The sequence below is a fragment of the Bacillus sp. FJAT-27225 genome (assembly GCF_001685025.1).
GTDB lineage: Bacteria > Bacillota > Bacilli > Bacillales > Cytobacillaceae > Bacillus_D.
On record NZ_MAYU01000021.1, the window covers coordinates 153,872 to 179,493 of the forward strand.

At 43.6% G+C, this 25,622-nt stretch carries 20 protein-coding genes and 1 pseudogene; 1 reads left to right on the forward strand and 20 read right to left on the reverse strand.

What is annotated here, in order from left to right; translation table 11 throughout:
- Positions 1-1,267 precede the first annotated feature (1,267 nt).
- From sigG to murG, 11 genes and pseudogenes are all read right to left on the reverse strand, one after another.
- Complete coding sequence (sigG, locus tag A8F94_RS12870; protein ID WP_066200919.1) at positions 1,268-2,047, reverse strand: RNA polymerase sporulation sigma factor SigG; 780 nt, start codon at positions 2,045-2,047, stop codon at positions 1,268-1,270.
- A 156-nt stretch (positions 2,048-2,203) separates the two neighbouring features.
- Positions 2,204-2,926 carry an RNA polymerase sporulation sigma factor SigE gene (gene sigE / locus A8F94_RS12875; RefSeq protein ID WP_441294193.1) on the reverse strand — a complete coding sequence of 241 codons (723 nt, stop codon included), beginning with the start codon at positions 2,924-2,926 and terminating at the stop codon, positions 2,204-2,206.
- 55 nt (positions 2,927-2,981) lie between these two features.
- The gene (gene spoIIGA, locus A8F94_RS12880; protein ID WP_066200922.1) at positions 2,982-3,917 is read right to left on the reverse strand and encodes a sigma-E processing peptidase SpoIIGA; all 936 of its coding nucleotides are present in this window, start codon (positions 3,915-3,917) and stop codon (positions 2,982-2,984) included.
- A gap of 946 nt (positions 3,918-4,863) precedes the next feature.
- Positions 4,864-6,000, reverse strand: a complete 1,137-nt coding sequence (gene ftsZ, locus A8F94_RS12885) for a cell division protein FtsZ (protein WP_066200925.1) — start codon at positions 5,998-6,000, stop codon at positions 4,864-4,866.
- 112 nt (positions 6,001-6,112) lie between these two features.
- A complete protein-coding gene (ftsA, locus tag A8F94_RS12890) occupies positions 6,113-7,405 on the reverse strand; it encodes a cell division protein FtsA (protein ID WP_066200927.1) in 1,293 nt (430 codons plus the stop codon).
- Positions 7,406-7,476: 71 nt separating this feature from the next.
- Positions 7,477-7,889 (reverse strand): annotated as a pseudogene (locus tag A8F94_RS12895) (small basic family protein).
- On the reverse strand, positions 7,889-8,629 hold the full coding sequence (locus A8F94_RS12900; protein ID WP_066200932.1) for a DUF881 domain-containing protein: 741 nt from the start codon (positions 8,627-8,629) through the stop codon (positions 7,889-7,891). The pseudogene A8F94_RS12895 and the gene A8F94_RS12900 overlap by 1 nt, the downstream one beginning before the upstream one ends.
- A gap of 46 nt (positions 8,630-8,675) precedes the next feature.
- Positions 8,676-9,386 (reverse strand): DUF881 domain-containing protein, encoded by a 711-nt coding sequence (locus A8F94_RS12905; protein ID WP_254660849.1) that lies wholly within the window; start codon positions 9,384-9,386, stop codon positions 8,676-8,678.
- Entirely contained in the window at positions 9,361-10,152 is a 792-nt protein-coding gene (locus A8F94_RS12910) for a cell division protein FtsQ/DivIB (RefSeq protein WP_066200934.1), read from the reverse strand. The genes A8F94_RS12905 and A8F94_RS12910 overlap by 26 nt, the downstream gene beginning before the upstream one ends.
- 156 nt (positions 10,153-10,308) lie before the next feature.
- Positions 10,309-11,217 (reverse strand): UDP-N-acetylmuramate dehydrogenase, encoded by a 909-nt coding sequence (murB, locus tag A8F94_RS12915; protein WP_066200937.1) that lies wholly within the window; start codon positions 11,215-11,217, stop codon positions 10,309-10,311.
- 75 nt (positions 11,218-11,292) lie between these two features.
- Positions 11,293-12,390, reverse strand: a complete 1,098-nt coding sequence (murG, locus tag A8F94_RS12920; protein ID WP_066200942.1) for an undecaprenyldiphospho-muramoylpentapeptide beta-N-acetylglucosaminyltransferase — start codon at positions 12,388-12,390, stop codon at positions 11,293-11,295.
- A 303-nt stretch (positions 12,391-12,693) separates the two neighbouring features.
- Between murG and A8F94_RS25405 the strand changes: the two genes are divergently transcribed.
- On the forward strand, positions 12,694-12,885 hold the full coding sequence (locus A8F94_RS25405) for a hypothetical protein (protein ID WP_139070089.1): 192 nt from the start codon (positions 12,694-12,696) through the stop codon (positions 12,883-12,885).
- 550 nt (positions 12,886-13,435) lie between these two features.
- Here A8F94_RS25405 and spoVE read toward each other — a convergent pair.
- The 9 genes from spoVE to mraZ all read right to left on the reverse strand — a co-directional run bounded on the left by spoVE (position 13,436) and on the right by mraZ (position 25,463).
- Positions 13,436-14,509: a stage V sporulation protein E gene (gene spoVE / locus A8F94_RS12925; RefSeq protein WP_441294197.1), complete on the reverse strand. Its 1,074-nt coding sequence runs from the start codon at positions 14,507-14,509 to the stop codon at positions 13,436-13,438.
- Between the two features lie 114 nt (positions 14,510-14,623).
- Positions 14,624-15,973, reverse strand: a complete 1,350-nt coding sequence (gene murD, locus A8F94_RS12930; RefSeq protein ID WP_066200948.1) for a UDP-N-acetylmuramoyl-L-alanine--D-glutamate ligase — start codon at positions 15,971-15,973, stop codon at positions 14,624-14,626.
- On the reverse strand, positions 15,973-16,947 hold the full coding sequence (mraY, locus tag A8F94_RS12935; RefSeq protein WP_066200951.1) for a phospho-N-acetylmuramoyl-pentapeptide-transferase: 975 nt from the start codon (positions 16,945-16,947) through the stop codon (positions 15,973-15,975). The genes murD and mraY overlap by 1 nt, the downstream gene beginning before the upstream one ends.
- 182 nt (positions 16,948-17,129) lie before the next feature.
- Positions 17,130-18,593: a UDP-N-acetylmuramoyl-L-alanyl-D-glutamate--2,6-diaminopimelate ligase gene (locus A8F94_RS12940; protein WP_066200955.1), complete on the reverse strand. Its 1,464-nt coding sequence runs from the start codon at positions 18,591-18,593 to the stop codon at positions 17,130-17,132.
- A gap of 141 nt (positions 18,594-18,734) precedes the next feature.
- The gene (locus A8F94_RS12945; RefSeq protein ID WP_066200958.1) at positions 18,735-20,657 is read right to left on the reverse strand and encodes a stage V sporulation protein D; all 1,923 of its coding nucleotides are present in this window, start codon (positions 20,655-20,657) and stop codon (positions 18,735-18,737) included.
- A gap of 755 nt (positions 20,658-21,412) precedes the next feature.
- Positions 21,413-23,614 carry a penicillin-binding protein gene (locus A8F94_RS12950; RefSeq protein ID WP_066200961.1) on the reverse strand — a complete coding sequence of 734 codons (2,202 nt, stop codon included), beginning with the start codon at positions 23,612-23,614 and terminating at the stop codon, positions 21,413-21,415.
- Positions 23,615-23,971, reverse strand: a complete 357-nt coding sequence (gene ftsL / locus A8F94_RS12955) for a cell division protein FtsL (protein ID WP_066200962.1) — start codon at positions 23,969-23,971, stop codon at positions 23,615-23,617.
- Positions 23,972-24,038: 67 nt separating this feature from the next.
- Positions 24,039-24,971, reverse strand: coding sequence for a 16S rRNA (cytosine(1402)-N(4))-methyltransferase RsmH (gene rsmH / locus A8F94_RS12960; protein WP_066200964.1), 933 nt, complete (start codon positions 24,969-24,971; stop codon positions 24,039-24,041).
- A gap of 60 nt (positions 24,972-25,031) precedes the next feature.
- Positions 25,032-25,463, reverse strand: coding sequence for a division/cell wall cluster transcriptional repressor MraZ (mraZ, locus tag A8F94_RS12965; protein WP_066200967.1), 432 nt, complete (start codon positions 25,461-25,463; stop codon positions 25,032-25,034).
- Between the last annotated feature and the right edge of the window lie 159 nt (positions 25,464-25,622).

Consider the following 25,622-nt stretch of genomic DNA (forward strand, 5'->3'; position numbering starts at 1 on the left):
TGAGAGCACTGTACTCTGCCAAAGTATCCAGGTTGAGACTACATTGGGAACTTTCCATTTTTCATACTCACACTTTATTGCAAATGACTCTTCACGAATAGCCAGTTTTCACTAGTACCACTCAGAGAATCACTAGGCAATCATCGAAAAAAACTAGTAGTACTCTGAGTAGTACTACAAATGACTACCTTTTCGAACCACACTTTATTACTAATGACTCTTCACGAATAGCTGATTTTCACTAGTACTAATCAGAGAATCACTAGGTAATCACCGAAAAAAACTAGTAGTACTCTGAGTAGTACTACAAAGGACTACCTTTTCGAACCACACTTTATCACTAATGAATCTTCACGAATAGCTGATTTTCACTAGTACTAATCAGAGAATCACTAGGTAATCACCGAAAAAAACTAGTAGTACTCTGAGTAGTACTACAAAGGACTACCTTTTCGAACCACACTTTATTACTAATGATTCTTCACGAATAGCTGATTTTCACTAGTACTAATCAGAGAATCACTAGGTAATCACCGAAAAAAACTAGTAGTACTCTGAGTAGTACTACAAAGGACTACCTTTTCGAACCACACTTTATTACTAATGATTCTTCACGAATAGCTGATTTTCACTAGTACTAATCAGAGAATCACTAGGTAATCACCGAAAAAAACTAGTAGTACTCTGAGTAGTACTACAAAGGACTACCTTTTCGAACCACACTTTATTACTAATGATTCTTCACGAATAGCTGATTTTCACTAGTACTAATCAGAGAATCACTAGGTAATCACCGAAAAAAACTAGTAGTACTCTGAGTAGTACTACAAAGGACTACCTTTTCGAACCACACTTTATTACTAATGATTCTTCACGAATAGCTGATTTTCACTAGTACTAATCAGAGAATCACTAGGTAATCACCGAAAAAAACTAGTAGTACTCTGAGTAGTACTACAAAGGACTACCTTTTCGAACCACACTTTATTACTAATGATTCTTCACGAATAGCTGATTTTCACTAGTACTAATCAGAGAATCACTAGGTAATCGGTGAAAATATAGTAGTACTGCTACTGGAAACAAGGGTTAGTTGTTCTTCCTCGGAGGTACATCCGCTGTTGCATACTTCATACGGAAAGATTCAGGCTTCCTGTACTGCTTACTTGCTTTTATTTTTAGCCATGAAGGTTGTTTACAATTCAAACTAATTATGTCTGGTTGCAGATTTCTCCAAAAAACAGTAAAAGCTGCCCGTTAAGGCAGCTTAGCTTTGAATATTCTTATTCATTTGTTTGATTGCTGCTTTTTCAAGCCTGGAGACTTGCGCCTGCGATATGCCAATTTCCTCTGCTACTTCCATCTGCGTCTTCCCCTGGAAAAAACGTTTCCTCAAGATCAGCTTCTCCCTTTCGTTCAGGCGCCGCATTCCTTCCTTTAAGGCAATTTCCTCAATCCATTGTGTGTCCTTGTTCCGCTCATCACTGAGCTGGTCCATTACATAGATAGGATCTCCCCCATCATTGTATATCGGCTCGAACAATGAAACTGGATCCTGGATAGCATCCAAAGCAAAGACAATTTCTTCATGAGGAACTTCCAGAACTCTTGCAATTTCTTCTGCTGTCGGTTCCCTGGAGGTTTCACTCATCAATCGTTCCCTTACTTGGAGGGCTTTATAGGCAATATCCCTCAACGATCTTGAAACACGGATAGGGTTATTGTCGCGCAAATATCGGCGAATTTCCCCAATAATCATAGGTACGGCATAAGTGGAAAACTTAACATTTTGACCTAAATCAAAATTATCAATTGATTTCATCAGGCCTATACAGCCTACTTGAAACAAATCGTCAACGAATTCACCACGGTTGTTGAAACGCTGGATGACACTTAGCACAAGCCGCAAATTCCCGTTGACCAGCTTCTCTCTGGCGGTTACATCACCTTCCTGCATTTCCTTGAAAAGCAAACGCATCTCTTCGTTTTTTAATACCGGAAGTTTTGACGTATCCACACCGCATATTTCAACTTTATTCCGAGTCAATGCCTTTTCCCTCCTTATAGGAGCTGCTGTTCAAAAAACAGTATCTCCGCGGAAGGGAAAAATATGCAGTGACTCAGTGCCCCCTTAATGACTCTGGTACAAACAAGCCATATTCTATAAGGGTTTACTTGAAAAAGATTTTTTTTCGTAAAGATTTTAAACCATTTTATTGAATTCTTTTCTAAGTCTTTTAATAATTCGTTTTTCGAGCCTTGAAATATACGACTGGGATATTCCGAGCATGTCGGCGACGTCCTTTTGGGTTTTTTCTTCACCGTTCACAAGTCCAAAGCGAAGTTCCATGATTTGTTTCTCCCTGTCAGACAATTGATGCAGAGCCTTGGTTAAAAGCTTTCGGTCTACATTTGCCTCTAAGTCTTTCGTAATGATGTCTTCATCTGTCCCTAAGACATCCGACAGAAGAAGCTCATTCCCATCCCAATCAATATTCAGCGGTTCATCGAATGAAACCTCTGAACGAATTTTATTGTTTCTCCTAAGAAACATTAAAATTTCATTCTCGATACAACGGGAAGCGTATGTAGCCAGCTTAATTTTTTTCTCGGGATTAAATGTGTTTACAGCTTTTATCAAGCCGATTGTCCCAATAGAAATCAAGTCTTCAATGTTGATTCCGGTATTTTCAAACTTCCTTGCAATGTATACAACCAGGCGTAAATTCCGTTCAATCAGCATCGACCTCGCTGTTTTATCTCCGCCAGGGAGCTTTTTAAGAAGCACTTCCTCCTCTTCCTTGCTAAGTGGCGGTGGCAGTGCTTCACTGCCTCCTATATAATAAACCTCATCCTTCTTGAAACCGAGCTTTATTAGCAGTCGCGTCCAGTAATAGGAAATGCGGAACTTCCATTTATTCAACATGTTTTCCTCCTTCTAAATTATGTATCAGTGAGTATATTAGTATTAACGTATTAACTTAACTTGCAACACCCGGGCCGTTATCTGAAATGCCGGATAAAAGTTTTGGATGGACAATGCATTCGAATGATCCATCTGCGGAAAGCTGTTGGAATGTGAATGAAACGAGGGCTTTTGTTGTTTTATATGACTGCCCATTTGCTAGAATTGAAACTTGGTCTGGCTTGACGGCGACTACAAGCTGATGCTCTTGCCCAACGACCGAGTATGGAACAATCCTAAGCTTGCCTTCCCACTCTTCAGGGATGGCTTTTTCACCGTTAATCAATTCATCAGGAGAAGCTGCAAACCTCTCGAACACTTCGGGAAATTCGTCCTTTCTATTTTTAATCGATGCAAACATGACAGGCAGTCGTGATAAAGGATCATATAGCTGGTTCCCGCTATCAACCATTCCTGTAAAGCGGTAGCTTTGTTCATTCATGGTAATGTCTACAGTTACCAGCTGTTCATATTTGATTTTTGCCATTTCAATACTTTCAACCCGATTTCTTGAAAAATGCCAGGCCACAGGAAATCCGATAATAACAAACAGCCAACTAACCGGATCTCCAAGTCCGCTTGATGCAGAAGCGAGGAACGCCGATGCGGGTCCGTCTGCAGTTTGAAAATAATAATGGGCACCCATTAATGCTCCCCCGATTAAAAATGTCGAAAAGTATAATGCCAAGAGCGCAGAAATGAAAAAAGCAAACCGCCTATAACCAAAAGTTGCCAGAACCATCAGAATTGAAGTGGCCAGTTTTGCAAGAGGATGAGTAGCATAGTAACCAATCGGCGTGAAATGAAGCAGAATAATTAAGGATCCAATGAAGCCCCCTGCTGCCACCCGCCAAATGCGCACCTGTTTCTTAATAACGAGTGCGGAGAGACTAAGTAATAGGCAATCGAATAAAAAATTCAATGCCCAAATAACATCTAAATAAACAGCCACACGCTCCTCCTTTCCAGGACCCCCAACATTTCAGGGTAACCGTGTTCTGTTTACGAAAAAGTATAGCCTATGTAAGAGATGGAAGTGTGTCACTTTCTGTACGAGAAATAAAGGAAATTTCAGACGATGAATGCGGTTTTTGTCAGAACCCGCAATAGAGCCGGTTCTCATTTTCCAATAAGGTTATACTCTTTTCACCTTCTGGCATCTTGTAATAGTAAAAAAGAGGCCGTCCATTTAGGACAGCCTCTAAAGATTATTTTCGAATTATGCAAGCCTTTGAATCAAGCAACCTATTTGGAGAGGTCCAAAGCACCAGACATTTGTAATCGTTATAAAGACCATCGCCATGAAGAGTCGTAACACCAACCGCAAATGTTCCACAAGGATTGTTCTCACGGGCACAGAGGACAAATGAGCCATTTAATGGTAATGATAAAAAGCCAGCTACAGTCCCTAGTTCTGGCTACAGTTCTCTCGGATTAAGGGCGGCTAAGGTTTTACCATCAAAACAAAGTCTTCCTATATCTGAGTTGAGCAGCCTCTTCCACATTTCTTTCTGCTTCGGCGAGAGATAAGCCGTTTTCCACTCACCTTTTATCCTGCCAGGACGCTACATAACTTTCCTGCAAAAGCATCCCCGGGGAGAATGCGTACGTATTTCGAAGAGTCTACGCCTCCAAACAGGACCCTGAACAGAGGTAATCTAAAAGCCTTCATCTTGTTAGATCTAGTTGCCGCCGCTTTCCCCAAACATGAAAACGGCATGCCCAGTGGGCCATGCCGTTTTTAGCAATAATAAATTATCCCGCAGTTACGGGCTGTAAGACCCCACCTCAAAGCCTTAGAGAAATCGAAGAAACGGTGGGAGCAACAGTACGTAAAAGCCCGATTGGTTTAACTAACAATCAGTGGGGATGAACCCCCCACTAATTGAAGTTTCTCTTTATCTTCTTCTGTTACGGTTGCGAAGGAAAGTTGGGATATCAAGAGCATCTTCCTGGGAAACGGATGAAGGCCTGACTGGTTCCTGGACAGGTTCCTCACGCTTTGGCTCACGTTTAACAGTGCCCATTGGGGCCTTTGGCTGTCCAAAAGCTGGACGTGCCGTCGGACGCTGCTGGATTGCTTCCTCATTGAATCCTGTTGCAATGACAGTAACAAGAATTTCATCCTTCAGGTTTTCATTGATAACGGATCCGAAAATCATATTCACTTCCTGGTCAGAAGCAGAAGCGACAATGTCGGCAGCCTCCTGTACCTCATAAAGGCTCAGGTTCGTTCCGCCAGTGATATTCATAAGAACACCTTGTGCCCCGTCAATTGAAGTTTCCAAGAGTGGCGAGCTGATTGCCTTCTTGGCTGCCTCGGCTGCACGGTTTTCTCCGGAAGCAACACCGATACCCATCAACGCTGAACCTTTGCTTGACATAATGGTCTTAACATCCGCAAAGTCCAGGTTGATAAGCCCTGGTACAGCAATCAAATCAGAAATCCCCTGAACACCCTGCCTCAATACATTATCTGCTTCACGGAATGCTTCAAGCATTGGAGTACTCTTATCAACAATCTCAAGAAGCCTGTCATTCGGAATGACAATAAGTGTGTCTACAGCTTCTTTCATTCCGGCAATACCCATTTGTGCCTGGCCCTGGCGCTTTTTGCCCTCAAATGTAAAAGGCCTTGTCACAACCCCAACTGTCAAAGCTCCCAACTCGCGGGCTACTTGAGCAATAACTGGAGCCGCTCCTGTACCAGTGCCGCCACCCATTCCCGCTGTAACGAAAACCATGTCGGCACCGCGAAGAGCTTCCTGGATTTGTTCTTTGCTTTCTTCAGCAGCTTTCTTACCAACTTCAGGATTTGCACCAGCGCCAAGTCCCCGAGTCAACTTAGCGCCTATTTGCATTTTTACTTCTGCTTTTGAAAGATTCAAAGCTTGTGCATCAGTGTTGACTGCAATGAACTCGACTCCCTGGACACCGTGCTCAATCATCCTGTTTACCGCGTTATTCCCGCCGCCTCCAACGCCAATTACCTTTATGGTTGCTAGCTGGTCTAAATTTGTATCAAACTCCAACATGCCATATCCTCCTAATTCGTCCTATTTCCGTATTCTCGGGCTTGTCCACCCATTCATGGTCCGATAGGCCAGTTGCCTATCTCAGGAGATTCTCCATCAATCTTAGCCCGCCTTATTCAAAAAAGTAACCCAGGAACTTTTTTACTTTTGAAGTCACTTTTTCTTCAGGCTGCTGCTTTTCCTGCTTTGGTTTCGGCTGCTGGTGTTTAACTTGCCTTTTCTCTTTTTGCTCGGAAACCTGTGGAATGGTGACCGATTGGACTGTGTACCCATCCAGCCGGCTATTTCTGCTGGCGTATTTAATCAGCCCGACACCACTGGTATATTGCGGTTCCCTTACACCAATATAATCCGGCACAGCCTTCCTTACTCGATTTTGAAAAACAATCTGGGCAAGATCCAGGATACCTTCCATGTTGGAGACACCGCCTGTCAGTACATAGCCGCCCGGCAAATCCCGGATTCCCAACCTTTTAAGTTCATTAAGTACCAGGTCAAATATCTCTTCAAGCCTCGCCTCTATAATTTCAGAAATTTCAAGCTGTGTAAACTGTTGGTGCTGATCGCTTCCGATAACCGGGACACTGAACACCTCTTCAGCTGAAGCATCCTCATAAAAAGCGTGTCCAAACTTAAGCTTTATTTTCTCGGCATCATCTGTCGAAGTCCTGAGGACAATGGATAAATCTTTTGTAATGTGTTCTCCTCCCAGAGGGATAACGCTGGTAGCCTGTAGGTATCCATCTTCAAAAACCGCTATCGTTGTGGTTCCTCCGCCTATATCAATAAGGGCAGTGCCAAGATTCTTTTCGTCCTTGGACAATGAGAACATTCCGGCAGCCAGAGGCTGGAGTGTTATATCCAGTACTTCCAGATTCGCTCGTTCAACACACCTTAAAACATTATGTAGAATAGTCTTGTACCCGGTGATGATTGTACCTTCCATTTCAAGCCTTACACCCATCATATTAATCGGGTCTGTAATTTCATCCTGGCCATCCACTATGTATTGCCTAGGGACAACATCGATGATTTCCCGTTCTGGCGGGATCGAAATGACCTTCGCAGCATCCTCGACCCTGTAAATATCCTCACGGGTGATTTCTTTATTCTCACTGGATACAGCCACGACGCCATGGCATGGCTGGAGCATTACGTGGTTACCGGTAATCCCGACAATAACCTGGCGAATCTCCATCCCTATCATTCTCTCAGCCTGCTCAACTGCTTTATTGATAGAATGAACTGTTTCTTCTATATCAACAATGGAACCCTTTCTGAGCCCAGCTGATTTTACGTTTCCAACTCCGATAATATTTAATGAGTCATTGACTTTTTCACCAATGATCACTTTAACACTGGATGTACCGATGTCAAGACTGACAAATATTTCATTGCTGTTCATCCTATGGCACCTCCTTCAAGAAACCATTCTATTTCTATTAATATAGTGTTCATAAAATTGTAAATATATATTTATATTATAAAAATATTCGTCAGAGCGATATGATTCCCTCTAAAAAAAATCAACTTTTTTCTGTTTTTTCGCGAGCTGTTGACCATTTTGTCAATAATAACCTCCGGATCACGGCTATATTTTGGAATAACCTGACCCCGAACGCAAATACAGCGGCTAAATACAAGTCTACACCAAGATGGACTCCTAGAAAAGCTAAACTTGCCGCAAGGATAATGTTAAAAAAGAACCCTGAGACAAAAACCTTTTCATCGTAGATATTTTGCAGGTGCGCCCTTACACCCCCAAAAAGGGTATCCAGCGCGGCCAGGACAGCTATTGATAAATAATTTGAGTACTCGTCCGGAATCCGGATGTCGGTCATGAGACCAAGAATAACCCCAATGACTAGGGCCAGCAGCGGAAGCCACATTACGGTTTGCCTCCTTCACCGGAGCCGGCCGGCTTAATATTCGTTAGTTTTATATTACTATCATAAGCTTCTATAGTTAGATCCTGACTGGGCTCTGATACGGTCAGCCTTAGGCTTTCAATAAAAAATTCTTCGGAGATTTGAGATGCTTTCATTTTGTTGGATATTTTCTCAGCATCCATGACATTCTCGGCGATGACTTTTATTTCAATTGGCAGGCCACGAAGGCTGTGGCCATCTATCCTTGTCTCCCCGGCGATTTCACGGATTACCGTGGAATTGATTATCCGCTGGCCGTCTATGGAAATATGCTTTGCCTCGTACATGTTTAATTCATTCGTAAGCCGCTTTAACAAATCAGGTGTAACCGAAGTACTGATAGGGCTCCCCAGGATAATTTCTTCAAAAACAGGTTCTATGGATATAATAATACCTGGTCCAGTTACCTCCGTCATCCCAGCTGCCTCTTTTAATTCCTCCAGAGTTTCGGTCAGGACCTGTCCCTTTCCCTGCTGCCTCATCGTTTCATATGCTGCAAGTTTATCTTCTATAGACCGGATTTCGCCAAGCAACTCGGATTGCAGCTTCTTTTCCTTAAGCAAATCTTCCCTTAGCTGCCAAATATCACGGGTATCCCTTTCTACCGGCTCCTTTATTGTCTGGAATTGAACCGCTAGCATAAACCCAATGATGGCTGTGATAATTGCAAAGTTGGTGTTTTTTATTTTCGGCTTGTCCACGTAATCTTCCCCTGCCTTTTTCTGTGGACATCTTACGGATTAAAAATTAACCTCCCAATACCGGATTAAGGGAAATTAAATCGTTACTCTCCAATGTGAACACAATATTGTCGTTAACTAATTGGTCCCTTACCCCCCCGGTCATATTCAATGCTGCTTTCAGCACTTCAGGGTCGCCTATTGCACTCACAACAAAGGGCGCGGGATGCTGCTTGCCATCAACGGTAATGACAGGGCCATTACAAACAATATAAGAACGGCTGGTCAGCCTTTGCCCATTTATGGCAACTGCCGAAGCACCCGAAACATACAGTTCATTTACAACTTTGAAAACATGGTATTCATGGACAAGATAATCATTAATGTTTGGTTGTTTCGAATTGTATTCTCCATCAGCAAGCGTAACCTCTACGCCTGGCCCCTGCACCTTTACATGGCCTAGAAACATTCTGTACTTCTCAGCCTCTTCAGCTATTTTGGAAAATGTTTGCTCCTCTTTCGAGAGAGCTTTTTCGTATTCAAGCACTTGTGCCTGCTTGCTATTAAACTCCTTCTGAAGTTCCCGATTTGTCTCCTCAAGGGAAATGAGCTGATTCCTCAGGTCCAATGTCCGTTCATATAATTTTCCTGTAACGGCTGGATTTCGCTCTTCATTCTCGACTCGTGTCAAATGATAGGAAAAGGCCATCATGTACCCAAGCACAAGGCAGACAAGCGATAAAACCACTTGATTACCCTTCACCTTCAGCTTCTTCAACACCTTCGTCCCCTTCTTCTTTTTCGTATGCCCTAAAAAATGATCCAACCTCAAGGTCGATGACTCCCTTAACTTTCGGATCAAGCTGGCTGGCAATCGACGGATAATGAATCATCTTATCGGCGAATGTCCTTAGCGAAGCACTTACTTCAAACCCATCATTCATAAACAGAGAAATGTGGAATTTGTCCGTTTTTTGAGGAGTATAATGAATTTCCGAAATGGTGTTATATACTTCCGCCGGCAGGCTTACAAGCGCCTTGCACATTTCATCGAGGATTTTTCCATCTTTAAATCCGGCAAGAACAGGGGCATTTACTGTCAGTGGCGCTTCCTCCGCGCCTTTGAGCACGGTGCCGTTTTCCATAACAGGATAGAAGGTTGAATCTTTGACGATATAGGCAATCCGCCTATGTTCCCTAACATTTACCATAACAGTATTAGGAAGCTTGAGGCTCACTTCCGCCTCCTTTAGTTCAGGAAGCTTCATCAATTTCTGTTCAATTGATTGTTTGTCCACTTTCCAAATATTCGTTTTGGTGGAGATTTCAGTAGCCAGGGCAAGCTCCTTGTCTGTATAGGCTTCATTACCGCGGAATTCAATAGTTTTTACATGGCTGAGGGGAGACTGAATATAAATGACGCACAAAATAAGGAGAAAAAACATGAACAGCAATAGTATAAGCCTTCTGTTTGCTTTTTTCCGCCTTTGTTCCTTCAGCTTAGGAATCCGGTCCTCTAGAGTAAGTACCTTTCCCTTTTGCATCAATCCACCTCCACCCTGGCTAGAAGCCCATTCACCGGACTTAATCGAAAACAACGGCACGATCATTCATGCCGTCGTTCATGGTAAACAGCTTAATTCCTGATTTCAATGGAAATATTATAGCATACAATATGCACCCGCAAGTGATATTTACAGTTATTTTCTGCCGATTATCTCAACTTCGGTTTCCATTTTAACGTCATATAATCCCACGATGACATCCTTGACATGTTGAATTAAGGCAAGGACATCTTCTGCTGTTGCATTGCCATCATTGACAATGAAATTACCATGCATTTCGGATATTTTTGCTCCGCCAATTCGATGGCCTTTAAGGCCCGCAACCTCAATAAGCCTGCCGGCATAATTCGGAAGCGGATTACGGAAGATGCTTCCCGCGCACGGATAATTCCATGGCTGCGTTTCCTTCCGATAATCTTTATTCTTTTGCAGTTCTTTTACAATTGTATCTTTTTCGCCTGGTTCAAGCTGAAAGACTGCTTCAACAACGATTCCTGGCCGTTTCTTTTGCAATATGGAAGAACGGTAAGAGAATTCAAGTTCCGCGTTAGAAAGCCATTCCATACTTCCATCCTCAAACAAGATATGTGCTTTTTTGAGAATTTTACTAACATCAGAACCATGAGCTCCCGCATTCATGTATACAGCTCCGCCAACCGAACCGGGAATGCCCCCGGCAAACTCCAGGCCCTTCAAACCTTTCCTGCTAATTGATGTTGCCATTGAAACAATTGACTGCCCTCCGCCAGCAGTAATTTCAGTTCCATTTATTTCAAGCTTATCAAGTCCGGCGCCAAGTTTGATAACGACTCCTTCAATTCCTTTGTCCGATACCAATAGATTTGAACCTCTGCCGATTGCTCTCCATGGAACATTGCATTTCCGTACTATTTCCATAGTCTTTAGTAAATTTTCAATAGACGAAGGCTCGACAAACAAATCTGCCGGTCCTCCAATTTTTATCGTTGTATGAGCCGCCAATTGCTCCATTTCTTTTATCTTTCCAACTTTGGCGGTTTCCAATTCCCTTTTCAGCTCATCCATAATATCCTCCCTATCTTTCAAATAGAGTTATTTCATTTTATGCATTGTTGGTTATTGGGTTACAGCCTATATTCCTTACTTTTGGGATACTAGCTCCAACATAGTTTTGTAGAGCCTTGAAGCTGCATCGGGAACTCCGAGCTCCTTGGCTTCCCTGCCCATTTCTGCTAGCTTTTCTTTATTCAAAATAATGCCATCAATAGTTGAGACAAGCTTCTTCCCTGAAAGTGCAGTTTCAACAAGAAGTTTGGCTGCACCTTTCGTACTGAGGGCCAATGCATTTTTTTCCTGATGATTTTCTGTTACATATGGGCTCGGGATCAAAACTGAAGGAATGCCAAGTGAAGTCAATTCTGCCAGAGTAGTTGCACCAGCCCTGGATACCACTAAATCAACACCCGCCAGCACCTCAGGCATATTGTGGATGAATGGCTTAATAATCACATTATCAGGGCTCCCCAACAATTCCGCCTCTTTCCGCACATCCTCATAATGAACATCACCCGTTACGTACAGAACCTGGTACGGCTTGGATGCAAATTCCCCCAAGGATTGGACGACAGCTTCATTGATTGGACGCGCACCTCTGCTACCGCCAAAAATAAGCACTGCCGGCATTCCGATTTTCAACCCTGTTGATAGCCGGCCCTTGATGCCGTCGCGTCCCAGAACCTCGGATGCCCTTGGGTTACCGGTAAACACCACCTTTTCCTTCGGGAAAAAGCTGGCTGCTTCTTCAAAACATATTGCAACTTTATTGACATACCTGCTCAGAAATTTATTAGTCAGCCCAGGTATGCTGTTCTGTTCATGGATGACAGTCGGAATGTTCAATTTTGCCGCTGCATACACGACAGGTCCACAAACATATCCCCCAGTTCCAATTACGACATCTGGCTTGAATTCTTTTAAAAGTGCCTTGCTTTTTCGAACACCCGCAAGGAATCTCCAGATAGTTTTAATATTTTCAAAGGACAGCTTCCTTCTAAAGCCAGTAATATGTATTGAAGCAAAAGGAATGTTCTCCCTCGGTACCAAATTGCTTTCAAGCCCTTTCTCAGTGCCAATATACAAGAATTCAGCAGTGGGATCCTTCTTTTGTATTTCACGAACCAGTGCAAGTGCCGGATAAATATGTCCTCCGGTACCACCGCCGCTAATGGCGATTCTCATCTTTCCACCTCTTTTATGTATCTTTGAATCCAAGCAGAATGCTTTAAAAAAGCACCCACTCCTTTTACCCCATTCTACTACACTTTAAACAAGGAAACATCGAAAAACACCCATGTTTCATTGGAACCGTTGTAGAATTTTTCCTAATGCTCTCTGAAGTTCTGCTTCCCTTCCAACAGTCCTTTTAACAAGCAGGGGTAAAAAAGATTTATTAGTATTTTTTATACTGTACATGTCTGTTGATTTGCCCTCCACAAAGGGAAGCTTCATAGGTATTCATTGCAGAGACAAAGGAAAGCTCCCGTGAATAATCTTCGCATAAACAGGCGTTTTTCTGTCGCGAGGTGGTTTTTGCTCGAGCTGTTCTTTGATTTTCGAACCGAGGTCGTTGATAGTGGTACATCAACACCAAAACGGCTGGTAAACCGAAAAAAGGTCGTTGAGAGGGTTGTATCAACCACCAAAACGGCTGGTGAACTGAAAAAAGGTCGTTGAGAGGGTTGTATCAACGACCAAAACAGACTGGGAACTACAAAAAGGTCGTTGATAAGGTAGTATCAACGCCCAAAACAGCTCTAGAACTGCAAAATGGTCGTTGAGAGAGTTGTATCAACGCCTAAAACAGACCGGGAACCGAAAAAAGGTCGTTGATAGGGTTGTTGTATCAACGACCAGAATATTCTTCCCGTAATCTGAACTGCACCGGCTTGTTTACTACTTGTTTAATAAAAGCCAAAGTAAACAGATTTCTTCCCGATGCTTACCGGAGCATTTGGACATTTTTTATTTAAACTTTAAACCCTGTTGGTTGGACAAGAAGTTTGCGGGCTCATTCGAAAATGTAAAAAATGCATTTTCAAAAAATCATACTCATGTCCTGCAGGCGGAGGGGGACAGGCAAAAATATATGGCCTCGCAATGTTTATTCCAAAAAACCTCCATTAGCGAAGCGGAAATCAACAGCTACAAAAAGCAACAATCTATTAGACAACAGCCATTGGCAATCAACTATTAAATAAAAAAGACCCTGTAAAGGATCTCAGTTTTAGAGTTTGACATAGCGGCTAATGTTCAATAGCACACCTATTGCCATGAGCATCAAGGTCAGCGAAGAACCGCCATAGCTTAGAAACGGCAGTGTAATGCCGGTGACTGGCATAAGCCCGGTTACGACACCAATGTTAATCATTACCTGAATCGCAACCATGGCAATGATGCCCACTGCCAGGAAACTGCCGTATAAATCCGGTGCTCCTAGTGCAATTCGAATGCCCCGCCATAATAGAAGCGCAAACAGAATTAAGATAAACGAGCCGCCGATAAAACCCAATTCCTCAGCTAATATTGCAAAAATAAAATCCGTCTGCGGCTCAGGCAAATAGAAAAACTTTTGCCTGCTTTCCCCAAGTCCAAGGCCGAACAAGCCGCCGGGTCCAATCGCGTACAGTGACTGAATCATTTGGAAACCAGCACCGAGCGGATCAGACCAGGGATCCAGGAACGAGGTAATTCTCTTAATCCTGTATGGGGCCGAAATAACCAAAGCCGCGAAGCCTGCAATCCCCAACAATCCCAAACCGGCAAAATGCAAGATACGGCCGCCTGCAACGAAGATCATGACGACACATGTCCCTACCATTACTGTACCTGTCCCAAGGTCAGGCTGCAGCATAATCATGCCGAAAGCTAGAAAAACCAGCGCAAGGGAAGGGACAAGTCCTTTTCGGAAAGATGTTATTAATTTTTGTTTTTCAGATAAATATTTTGCCAGGAAGGCAATCATCGCAAGTTTCATAAATTCGGAAGGCTGTATCGAAAAGGCTCCGACTCCAATCCAGCTGCGTGACCCGTTCCGTTCAACACCGATGCCAGGTATTAAAACCAGGATGAGCAAAACAAAACAAGTGATGACCGCAACCTTCGCCCAGCCGCGCCACGTCAGGTAATTCACATTCATAATGAAGAACATGGCGGCAATTCCAACCCCGGCAAAAAGCAACTGCCTTTTTGCAAAGAAGAATGAATCGCCGAAATTAAATTCTGCCTGGATTGCACTGGCACTGTACACCATCATAAGGCCTATGGCAAGCATTGTGAATGTGGTCACCATCAGGATCATATCAGGAGTATTTTTTTTAACTGGCACTGCCCTACACCTCTGCCCTATGTATTGGGCTATCCGGTAGCGCCGGGTCTTGAGACATTGCCGGCCACTGAAAAAGACAAGCCCTTACTAAAGCTTATGCACGGCCTCAATAAACATGTCGCCTCTGACTTCAAAAGTTTTGTACTGGTCCCAGCTTGCACACGCTGGCGACAATAATATTACATCGCCCGGCTCGGAAAGCTGGAATGCCACCGGAACTGCACCCTCAACATTATCGGCACGGACAACAGTTTTTATTCCGGCTTTTATAGCTGCATGTTCGAGTTTATCGGCTGTCTGGCCAAACGTGACCAACGCCCGGACATTCCCTAGTGAAGGAAGCAATTCATCAAACTCATTGCCTCTGTCAAGCCCGCCAGCGAGCAGGATGACTGGTCCTTCAAAGGCTTCAAGCGCCTTCGTTGTGGCAAGAATGTTTGTCGCTTTTGAGTCATTATAAATTTTCCTGCCATTCTTTTCGGCTACAAACTGAAGGCGGTGCCTGACACCTGTGAATGTTGTCAGTACCTTACGGATAGCATCGTTGCTCGTTCCGGAAAGCTTCGCGGCAGCAATCGCCGAGAGGATATTCTCAAGATTGTGGGCGCCGGGGAGGACAACCTCTTCTCGAAGAATGATTTTTTCTCCCTCGAAGCACAGCCAGCCTTCACTTTCATAGGCTCCTTCGCCAAGATCCCTTGTAGACGAAAAAGGGACAAGGTTTGCACCTGAAAGCCTTGCGATTGCCGCAACCTCTTCCTGGTCAGCATTGTAGATGAAATAATCTGTTTCATTCTGGTTTTTCGTGATATTCGCCTTTGCCGATACATATTCCGCTTTCGTTCCATGATAATCCAAATGCGCTTCATAGAGATTGGTCAAAACGGCGATTTTTGGCTTAAATGTATCAATCCCCATCAACTGAAAGGAAGAAAGCTCAATTACAATTGTATTCGTGCTGCCTGCTTCCTGGGCTACGCCTGAAGCAACCGTACCGATATTTCCGGCGATTAACGGCTCTCGATTGCCTTCGTTCAACATTTCATAGATTAATGTAGTCGTTGTTGTTTTCCCATTGGTGCCCGTTATCCCAACGAACGGAGCTTCCGATATTTGATAGGCCAATTCAACTTCAGTAATAACCGGGATTCCCATTTCAACAGCTTTTTTCACAAGTGGATTTGAATAAGGAATTCCAGGATTTTTAACAACAAGTTCAAACCCTTCATCCATCAATTCCGCAGGATGGCTGCCGCAAATTACTTTAATCCCCTGTTCAAGAAGGCCCCTGGCTTCGATATTTTCAGAGAGCGGCTTGAAATCATTGACTGTTACAAAAGCGCCAAGCCGGTGCAGCAGGTCGGCTGCACTGACTCCGCTTTTTGCTAGGCCAAGCACCAATATTTTTTTATGTTTATAGGTTTCAATCTTTTTCACTATAACCACACCTCAATGTAAATTCCAAGTACCGCAAAAAGCAGCCCTACCGACCAAAACGTTACAACGACACGCCATTCAGACCAGCCCGATAATTCGTAATGGTGATGTAGGGGACTCATCTTGAATATCCTTTTGCCTGTTGTTTTAAACGAGATGACCTGGAGGATGACAGAGAGTGTCTCAATGACAAATACGCCGCCTATTATCAGAAGCAGCAGCTCCAGCCCGGTCAGGATGGAAATTGCTGCTATTGCCCCGCCAAGCGCGAGTGAACCTGTATCACCCATGAATACCTTGGCTGGATGTGCGTTAAAGACAAGGAATCCAAGAACCGCGCCAACCACTGCCACAGAAAAAATCGCCAGCTCAAATTGTGATTGATTCCAGGCTAGGACGGCAAATGCACCAAAAGCAATCGCAGCCGTTCCGGATACTAAACCGTCAAGCCCGTCAGTCAAATTGACTGCATTCGAGAATCCGACCATCCAGAAAATAACGAAAACAAGATAAAACCAGCCCAAATGGAGTGTTATATCTGTAAACGGAATAGTCAAATCGGATGGAAGCCCGTTCTGGCGGTATACTAGATAAAAAACAACCGAAATAATGATTTGACCTAACAGCTTCTGCTTGGACGTCAAACCGAGATTCCTTTTCATTGCCACCTTAATGAAGTCATCGAGAAATCCTAAAAGGCCAAAACCCGCTGTAGCAATAATAAGCATGTATGTGTGTGCGGTTGGTTCCGCAAATTTAGCTGTCATAACAAGAGTGGTTACGATAATGGACAACAGGATCATAATCCCGCCCATTGTTGGAGTGCCCGATTTTTTCTGATGCGATTTCGGCCCTTCCTCCCTGATGCTCTGTCCGAATTTCAACCTCCGCAAGAATGGGATGAAAATAGGCGAAAGCAAAACAGTTACCAAAAAGCCCATCAAAATTGTGAAAAAGATTACTTGTTCAAGCATTGAAAGCCCTCCTTCCAGTGAACACGGCAAACAGAAACGCCGCCCACCACAGGTTTATCATATGTTTCAGTCCAGCTTGGAAGAAGGATTTTTTGTAAAAAAACATCTTGTAAACTATTCATATCACTGACTATATCTCCAATTATAAAAATTTATTTTTTGCGCATTTCATATGACGAAGATTAATTCTTTTTTGTCACAGCTTCCCTGGCAATTCGCCTGTCATCGAAATCGTGCTTAACACCCTTTATCTCCTGATAGGTTTCATGGCCTTTGCCGGCAATCAGAATGATGTCACCAGTCCTGGCAGCATTTACTGCATATTCAATCGCTTCTCTTCTATCGGCAATAACTTTGTATTCCCGGCCGACAACACCCTGTTCCATATCGCGGAGAATTTCAAGCGGGTCCTCACTGCGCGGGTTGTCGGATGTAAGAATTGGATCCGTAGCGTAGTCACAGGCAATCTTCGCCATTAACGGGCGCTTTCCTTTATCCCTGTCCCCACCGCATCCGGCCAGCACAAAGACCCTTTGCTCCGAAAATTCCCGGATTGTCTTCAATACATTTTCCAGGCTGTCAGGTGTATGGGCATAATCGACGATAATCGTAAAATCCTGGCCTGCATCCACAAGTTCGAATCTACCCGGAACACCTTTAATACTTTCAATGGATTTAATTGCATCTTCCAAGCAGATCCCTGAGCAAAGTGCCGCTCCGATGGCTGCAAGTGAATTGTAAACATTGAATTTACCGATTTGTTTCATGGAAATGGTATACGTCTTGCCCGCTGCTTCAAGGATAAAGGAAGTTCCGTTTGGCAAAAGGGCTATGTCCCTCGCGCGCAGGTCTGCCTGTTGGTCTATCCCATATGTAATAACATGTGCTGCAGTTGCGCGGCTGAAATCAGCTGACGCCGGGTCATCTGCATTAAGGATGGCAAACTTGGGGGTCGTATCCGAAAACGTATTGCCAAGCTGTGAAAACAGCAGGCTTTTCGCATTCTTATAGCTTTCCATCGTTTTGTGGTAATCAAGATGATCCTGTGTAAGGTTCGTAAATACAGCAACATCAAAATCCGCACCGTGGACCCTGCCCAAATCGAGAGCATGTGATGAGACTTCCATAACAGCATGCTGTATTCCTTCATCCGCCATTTTACGAAATGTTTTTTGAAGGGCAAGACTTTCTGGCGTTGTATTTTTCGCCTCATATACATCTGCGCCGATTCTTGTATACATTGTGCCAATCAGGCCGGTTTTTTTTCCGGCATCTGAAAATATTTTTTCAATTAAATGGCTCGTTGTAGTTTTTCCGTTCGTTCCAGTAATACCAGTCAAATGGAACTGATGGCTTGGACGGCCGTAAAAGGCATCTGACAGCACAGCCATTGCACGTGATGAATCTGGTACCACAACCAATGGCACATCTACATCAAGGCGTCTTTCTGCAATAATGGCCGCGGCTCCATTTTTAACTGCTGATTTTGCATAATCATGCCCATCAACAGTGTAGCCTTTAATGCAAATAAACAGGCTTCCCCTACTAACTTTTCTGTTATCATTTTCAATAGAAGTAATTTCCGGATTCTCTCCCTCATATGGACGGAACATATGGAGATGCCCTAGAAGTTCTTGCAGTTTCATTTTTTCAAATCCTCTCCCAGCTAACAATCGAATATTATTTTACATGATTCATCTCTATTTAGCCATTAATCATTAGAATTAATCATTGGAAGTTTATGTGCTCATAAACGCCAAGAAGGCGGGGGAATCCCCGCCGCCTATTCATTCAGCTTTTCCTCCGAAATATAGGATAATTGTCGAACCCTCTTTCACTCTGGTGCCTGCCTGGGGCAATTGTTTTACAACCACATCGCCTTCCCCTTTTGCTTCAATCTTAAGATTGACCATCTGTTCAGAAATTTCTTTCTTTGTGAGACCTTCAAGCTCCGGCATCGAAATCATCGGTACATCTGTCCAAGTCATTTTCTTTTCGATTTGGTTTTTGCTTGGAGGGACGCCAAGGGCACGCAGAGAATCTTTCATGATATTGCCGACAATTGGCGCGGAAACCACTCCGCCAAACTGGACTGTTCCTTTCGGGTTATCAACTGCAACATAGACAACAATCTGTGGGTTATCCGCAGGAGCGAAGCCAATAAAAGAAACAATATGGTTGTTTTCCAGATAGCGGCCACCCTGCGCTTTCTGGGCAGTACCTGTTTTTCCGCCGACCCGATAGGAATCGACAAACGCTTTGCCGCCTGTCCCCTGAGCGACAACACTTTCAAGAGCATGCCTGATTTGCTTAGATGTCTCTTCGGAGATGATCCTATGTTTGAGCTTCGGGGCGTTTTTCATCACAACTTCCTTAGTTAATGGGTCAATAAGTTCCTTTGCAATGTATGGAGTATACAGATATCCACCATTTACAGCTGCGGAAACCGCTGCAACCTGCTGAATGGGTGTTACAGAAACACCTTGCCCGAAAGCAGTTGTTGCGAGCTCTACCGGGCCAACACGATTGATGTTAAAAAGAATCCCGGTTCCCTCACCCTGCAAATCGATACCCGTTTTTTGGCCAAATCCAAACCCTTTAATATAGCCAAACAACTTGTCTTTTCCAAGGCGTTCCCCCAATTCGACAAAGCCAGGGTTGCAGGAATTCTGGACAACTTCCAGGAATGATTGACTTCCATGGCCGCCTCGTTTCCAGCATTTCAGTCTCGCACCGCCAACTTCAACAGACCCGGAATCATGAAAATGGTCGTTTTTTAAATTCACCTTCCCTTCCTCAAGTGCTGCAGCCAAGGTGATGATTTTAAAGGTGGACCCGGGTTCATACGTACTCCAGACAGGCAGGTTGCGATTATACACTTCCTGTGGCACATTCCGAAAATTGGCAGGATCAAAATTCGGCCTGCTCGACATTGCGAGGATTTCCCCATTATTGGGGTTCATGGCAATTGCGATAATCCCATCAGGGTTGTATGTCTTTTGGGCAATATCAAGCTCTCTTTCTACAATTGTCTGGACCTTTGTATCGATTGTCAGCCGAAGGTCAAGCCCATCCAAAGGCGGCTGGTAATCATCGGCCATATCATTCATCCGCCTGCCTTTTGCATCGGCATAAAACTGGACTGACCCTTTTTCCCCACTCAATTCCTTGTCATAAAAAAGCTCCAGGCCCATCAACCCTTGATTGTCTATGCCAGCAAATCCTAGTACGTGAGAAAGGTAGCTCCCATACGGATAATGTCTCTTTGAGTCTTCGCCAATATAAATTCCCTTGAGGCCAAGCGACCTGATTTCCTTTGCCTTTTCGTGTGAGATTTTCCGGCCTGATGGCAGCCTGATGATCGACTCTTTCTCAGTCAAACTTTTTAAGGTTGCTTCTTTCGAAGAATTCAAAACGGCCGCGAGTTTTTCTGCTGTAGCCTCAGGATCCACTATTTGCCTTGGTACCACCCACACTGTCGGGGCGCTAATATTCGTTGCGAGCGGGACACCATTACGGTCAACGATTTCCCCTCTTTCCGGGGCAAATGGGATGTCTCTGCTCCACGAGCCTTTTGCTCTGTCAGTTAACATATCCCCCATATAAAACTGTACATAGCCAAGTCTGACGTCAATTATAAGGAATATAAATATCCCTGCAAACAGAGCGATTAATAGGCGCCTCCGCACTGTCACATTTGATACCCGCATAAAGAATGCTCCCCTTTCATTCTGTTCCTTCTTAATTCCGCATGCCTGGACAAAAAGAAGGACATGCTCGTCGTTCATTCTTATGCTGGGTGTTTCAAAAATAGAAGAGGGTGTTACAAAAAGAAACCAACCATGTTTTTCCACAAGAAATAAGATGGAAAGATTTCTCAGGGAAAGTATTGCTTTCTAAAGCTGCTTCAGGGGCTTTACATTTAACCAGGATACTCATGCAGAAAGGAAAAGGGATTTATTAAAAGGGTTTACTGGATTAATCCCTCCTAAAGAACACGCGATTAATCTACGAAATAGGGTTTACTGGATTAATCCCTCTACGAGAACACATGATTAATCTACGAAACAGGGTTTACTGGATTAATCCCTCTACGAGAACATATGATTAATCTACGAAACAGGGTTTACTGGATTAATCCCCCTACGAGAACACATGATTAATCTACGAAATAGGGTTTACTGGATTAATCCCTTCTAAAGTACACGCGATTAAACTGCCAAACAGGGTTTACTGGATTAATCCCTCTACGAGAACACATGATTAATCTACGAAACAGGGTTTACTGGATTAATCCCTTCTAAAGTACACGCGATTAATCTACGAAACAAAGTTTACGGGATTAGGTCCCTAGGATGCTAAAAATCGAGCCCCTGCCAAATATATATTAAACAAGTTTAGGTAACAAAAAAAACTGACCCAAAGCGCCGCTAACTATCCGCGGCGACTTTGGGTCAGCCTTACATTAATTTTTAATATCTGGATTCTTTTCTTCTTTACCTTCGAGGGTTTGAAGCGGTGTTTCAAGTTCGAGAGTCAGCAAGTCGCCTTTTTTCAAAGGCGTTCCTTTCGTAATGCTTTGCGTTACGACGTATCCCGAGCCTTTGTAATCGAGGCGGATTCCAGATAGAGTCGCTACTTTCATTGCGTCTCTAAGGGACCAGCCTTTCATATCCGGCATCGTCGCTTCACCGGATGTAAGGAGAATAATTTTTTCACCCTCAAGCGCAGTTTCCCCAGCGGCAGGTACCTGAGCTTCAATCTCACTGCCTTTGCCAAGAACGATCGCCTCGAAGCCTTTGTCTTTCAACTGTTTTTGTGCATTTGTTACCGGTTCACCAGACAAATCTGGAAGCTCTGCACTCGTTGGTGCTTCCTTTGTAGTCGGCTTTATATTCAAGTATTGAAGGCTGTTTTTCATTACCGGATTAAAAATCATTGATACTGGGATAGACCCTTTGGAATAGTGGTCAATTTTAGGCTGTTGGACTGCTACATACATGACCAGCTCAGGATCATCCTTAGGCGCCATGCCCAAGAAGGAGAAAATATAATCCCCCGGTCCGCTCAAGTAGCCGCCGCCTCCGGAAATTTCCGCTGTTCCGGTTTTGCCTGCAACACTATAACCATCAATCTTATACCGGTTTCCGGTACCGTTTTTAGAAGTAATTACCGTCTCCAGAATATCCCGGACTTCTTTCGCTGCTTCCGATGATATTGGAGTGCCTGCTACCTGAGGCTCTTTTTCCTTAACCTCGCCTGTATCAGGATCCACGACTTTTTTAATAACATATGGCTTCATCATTTTGCCGTCATTGGCAACCGCTGTAACCGCTTGGACTTGTTGAATCGCAGTAATCGCAGTTCCCTGGCCGTAAGAAGTTGTAATCTTCTCAATCGGCCATTCATAGCGGATTTGACTTGTTGCCTCGTCAGGCAAGTCGATTCCAGTAGGCTTATCAAGCCCAAACTTAGAAAGATAGTCCCTGAATTTTTCAAAGCCCAATTTTTCATTTGCAATCTTGGCAAATGCAACGTTTGATGATCTCTGTACACCTTCGAGGTAAGATATTTTACCCCATCCTGACCTTTTGTGATCGTGGATGGGTTTATCCTTTTTTGTAACCTGGTATGATCCAGATTGAAATTTTTCGTTAGGATTGAATTTCCCTTCGTTAACAGCAGCTGCGAGCGTAAATATTTTCATAGTTGAACCAGGTTCAAATGGATATTCAATCGCCTCATTATGCCAGGTTTTTTCGAGCCCTTCCCTTGTTTTGGGGTCGAAGCCAGGGCGCTGCCCCATCGCAAGGATTTCTCCTGTCTTCGGATCGGCAACTATCGCAATGATTTTTTGGGGGGTGTACTCTTTCGCAACTTTATTCATCGCGTCTTCAAGGAAAGTCTGAATTTTTTTATCAAGGGTCAAATAAATATCTTTACCATTATCAGCTGGTTCCACAAATTCCTTTCCATCTGGAAGCAGCATTCCCCAAACATCACTTTCAAACTTGATTTTCCCATCCTTGCCTTTCAGGATCGAATCCATTGACTTTTCAATGCCAAGCCTTCCAACGGACCTAATCCCGTCATCTTTCGTCTCTTGCTTTTCAACAAAGCCAACAACATGTGAGGCAAAGTTTCCGTTTGGATAAAATCGTTTTGAGCCACGCTGGAAGGTTATCCCGGGTAAGTTCTCTTTTTCAATCTGTATTTTCGTTTGATGGGAAATATCCCTTCCAGCATTCCCAAACTCAACCTGAAACAATTTCGGGTTTTCTTTCTTCTTGGAAAGGATTCTGAGTATTTCACTTTCTTCAAGATCAATATACTTTGCTAAAACCGCCGCTGTTTTTTCATAATCAACAACATGCCTTGGTTTTTCCGGATTGGTGGTCATTTTCTTATCAAGGATGGCAACAAGATTATAGGAAGCAGTGTCCTCGGCGATTATTTCACCTTTTCTGTCCATAATAGAGCCTCTCGATGCCTTTATTACGTCTTGCCTCATATGCTTCTGTTCAGCCTTTGCAGCCAGGGGCTGTCCTGCAGCCTCTCCTGTGATGCCTATGACCGAAAATCGATATAGTACGATTAAAAAGAGCAGGAGGAAAAAGAAAAACAATCCAACTGCTCCCTTGTTTATATTTGGTTGTTTCTTAATCATTTAGTGCACAACCTTGACTTTTTTGTCATCAAACTTCAAGCCCAGTTCTTCTGCTTTTGCCATAATCCGCTCGTACGAACTCAGTTCTTCTTTAAGTACTGTTAGGTCACCGTTTTCCTTTTGCATTTCACTAACAGAGACTTTCATTTTCTGAATATCCTTGTTCGTTTTGTAAATTTCGGCCTGTGTTGAGATAATCTGCACAGCACCTAAGCAAAGAAATGCTGCAAATAACATCCAAATGACCCGTTCGCCTGGAGTAACCTTTTGTCTTGCAGCCCTGCGCCTCTCGGGTTGGGCAATCTGCTGCCTTTGCTCGTGTTGCTGTTCCTGGAGCTTTCTTGCCAAACTGCTCATTCGTTCCCCTCCTGAATCTCACTTATTTTCCATGGGCTTATCCTGGATCAGTGTCTTTTTATATAGATTACAATTTTTCAGCTATTCTTAGTTTCGCCGACCGGGCCCGGTTATTATGTTCCAGTTCCTGCTCACCGGGAAGAATTGGCTTTCTGTTCACTAGTTTTAAGACTGGCTTATACTCATCCGGAATAATTGGCAACCCCGGAGGTAATGGCGGAGTCTCTGATGCTTGTTTCAATGTCACCTTGCAAATCCTGTCTTCAAGGGAATGAAAGGTAATGACCGAAATGCGGCCATCCTTATTCAGCAAGTTGATTGCCTGTTGGAGCGACTTTTCAAAAACGCCAAGTTCATCATTCACCGCAATTCTGATCGCCTGAAAAACCCTTTTCGCGGGATGTCCGCCAGTCCTTCTTGCAGGCGCGGGAATCGCTTCCTTAATTAGTTCAACTAGCTCACCAGTGCTTTCAATCGGTTTTTTTGCCCTGGCAGCCTCAATTTTCCTTGCAATTTGCTTTGAAAATTTCTCTTCCCCGTACCGGAAAAAGATCTTTACCAATTCTTCGTATTTCCAGTTGTTGACGACATCGTAAGCGGATATTTCCCCTTCCAAATCCATCCTCATATCAAGAGGTGCATCATGGTGGTAACTAAATCCACGCTCTGGCGTATCTAGCTGAGGAGAAGAAACACCAAGGTCATATAAAATTCCGTCCACACTATGTATCCCAATGTTCTCAAGTTCACTTTCTAGGTGAAGAAAATTGCTTTTAATAATAGTAAGCTTGTCCGTATAAGCGGATAGTTTTTCCCGGGCATGGGCGATAGCAGTCTCGTCCTGATCAAAGGCTATGAGCCTCCCGCCCTCCCCCAGCTGCTCGGCAATCTTCAGGCTATGCCCCGCACCTCCAAGAGTACAGTCAACATAAATCCCATCAGGCTTAATATTCAGCCCGGCTACTGCTTCTTCCAATAATACTGTTGTATGTTCAAACATTGTTATCCACCTTTCCAATCGAACGATACATAAAGAAATTATACTAGGATAACATTCCCTTTATATATCAAACCCAATCATATTTTCTGCGATTTCAGCAAAAGAATCCTCGGATTCCTGGAAATATTCTTCCCATATCTGCTTGCTCCAGATTTCGATTCGATTGGAAACTCCCAAAATCACACATTCTTTTTGTAATTGAGCATAGTCAACCAATGGAGTTGGAATATTGATTCTCCCCTGTTTGTCTATCTCGCTCTCAGTTGCGCCGGAAAAAAAGAACCTCGTAAAAGCGCGGGCATCTTTCTTTGTAAGCGGGAGGGCCTTCAGTTTTTCCTCAATCAGGCTCCACTCGGATAGCGGGTAACCAAATAAGCATCGGTCGAGACCACGGGTGATGACAAACATCTCCCCCAGGTTGTCCCTTAACTTTGAAGGGACGATCAGGCGGCCTTTATTATCGATGTTATGATGGTACTCACCCATGAACATACCCGTTACCCCCACTTTCTATTTAGAATGTACCACAATCCTCCACTTTCCTCCACTACTTTTTTACGCATCCATTATGTAAATGCTATAAAATTCTGACTATGATGGTTCTACACTATCTTTCTTAAAGGGACAAAATTCGCCAAATACCGCGGTAAT

What these genes read in the sequence shown, in the direction of transcription:
- mraY (WP_066200951.1), bottom strand. Translation starts at nt 16,947, where the DNA reads ATGCTTGAACAAGTAATCTTTTTCACAATTTTGATGGGCTTTTTGGTA.
- A8F94_RS12950 (WP_066200961.1), bottom strand. Translation starts at nt 23,614, where the DNA reads ATGATTAAGAAACAACCAAATATAAACAAGGGAGCAGTTGGATTGTTT.
- A8F94_RS12940 (WP_066200955.1), bottom strand. Translation starts at nt 18,593, where the DNA reads ATGAAACTGCAAGAACTTCTAGGGCATCTCCATATGTTCCGTCCATAT.
- ftsL (WP_066200962.1), bottom strand. Translation starts at nt 23,971, where the DNA reads ATGAGCAGTTTGGCAAGAAAGCTCCAGGAACAGCAACACGAGCAAAGG.
- spoVE (WP_441294197.1), bottom strand. Translation starts at nt 14,509, where the DNA reads ATGATCCTGATGGTGACCACATTCACAATGCTTGCCATAGGCCTTATG.
- murG (WP_066200942.1), bottom strand. Translation starts at nt 12,390, where the DNA reads ATGAGAATCGCCATTAGCGGCGGTGGTACCGGAGGACATATTTATCCG.
- A8F94_RS12910 (WP_066200934.1), bottom strand. Translation starts at nt 10,152, where the DNA reads ATGCAAAAGGGAAAGGTACTTACTCTAGAGGACCGGATTCCTAAGCTG.
- ftsZ (WP_066200925.1), bottom strand. Translation starts at nt 6,000, where the DNA reads ATGTTGGAGTTTGATACAAATTTAGACCAGCTAGCAACCATAAAGGTA.
- murB (WP_066200937.1), bottom strand. Translation starts at nt 11,217, where the DNA reads ATGGATGAGCTGAAAAGGGAATTGGAAACCGCCAAAGTTGGAAAGATA.
- A8F94_RS12945 (WP_066200958.1), bottom strand. Translation starts at nt 20,657, where the DNA reads ATGCGGGTATCAAATGTGACAGTGCGGAGGCGCCTATTAATCGCTCTG.
- sigE (WP_441294193.1), bottom strand. Translation starts at nt 2,926, where the DNA reads ATGTTGAATAAATGGAAGTTCCGCATTTCCTATTACTGGACGCGACTG.
- ftsA (WP_066200927.1), bottom strand. Translation starts at nt 7,405, where the DNA reads ATGAACAGCAATGAAATATTTGTCAGTCTTGACATCGGTACATCCAGT.
- rsmH (WP_066200964.1), bottom strand. Translation starts at nt 24,971, where the DNA reads ATGTTTGAACATACAACAGTATTATTGGAAGAAGCAGTAGCCGGGCTG.
- mraZ (WP_066200967.1), bottom strand. Translation starts at nt 25,463, where the DNA reads ATGTTCATGGGTGAGTACCATCATAACATCGATAATAAAGGCCGCCTG.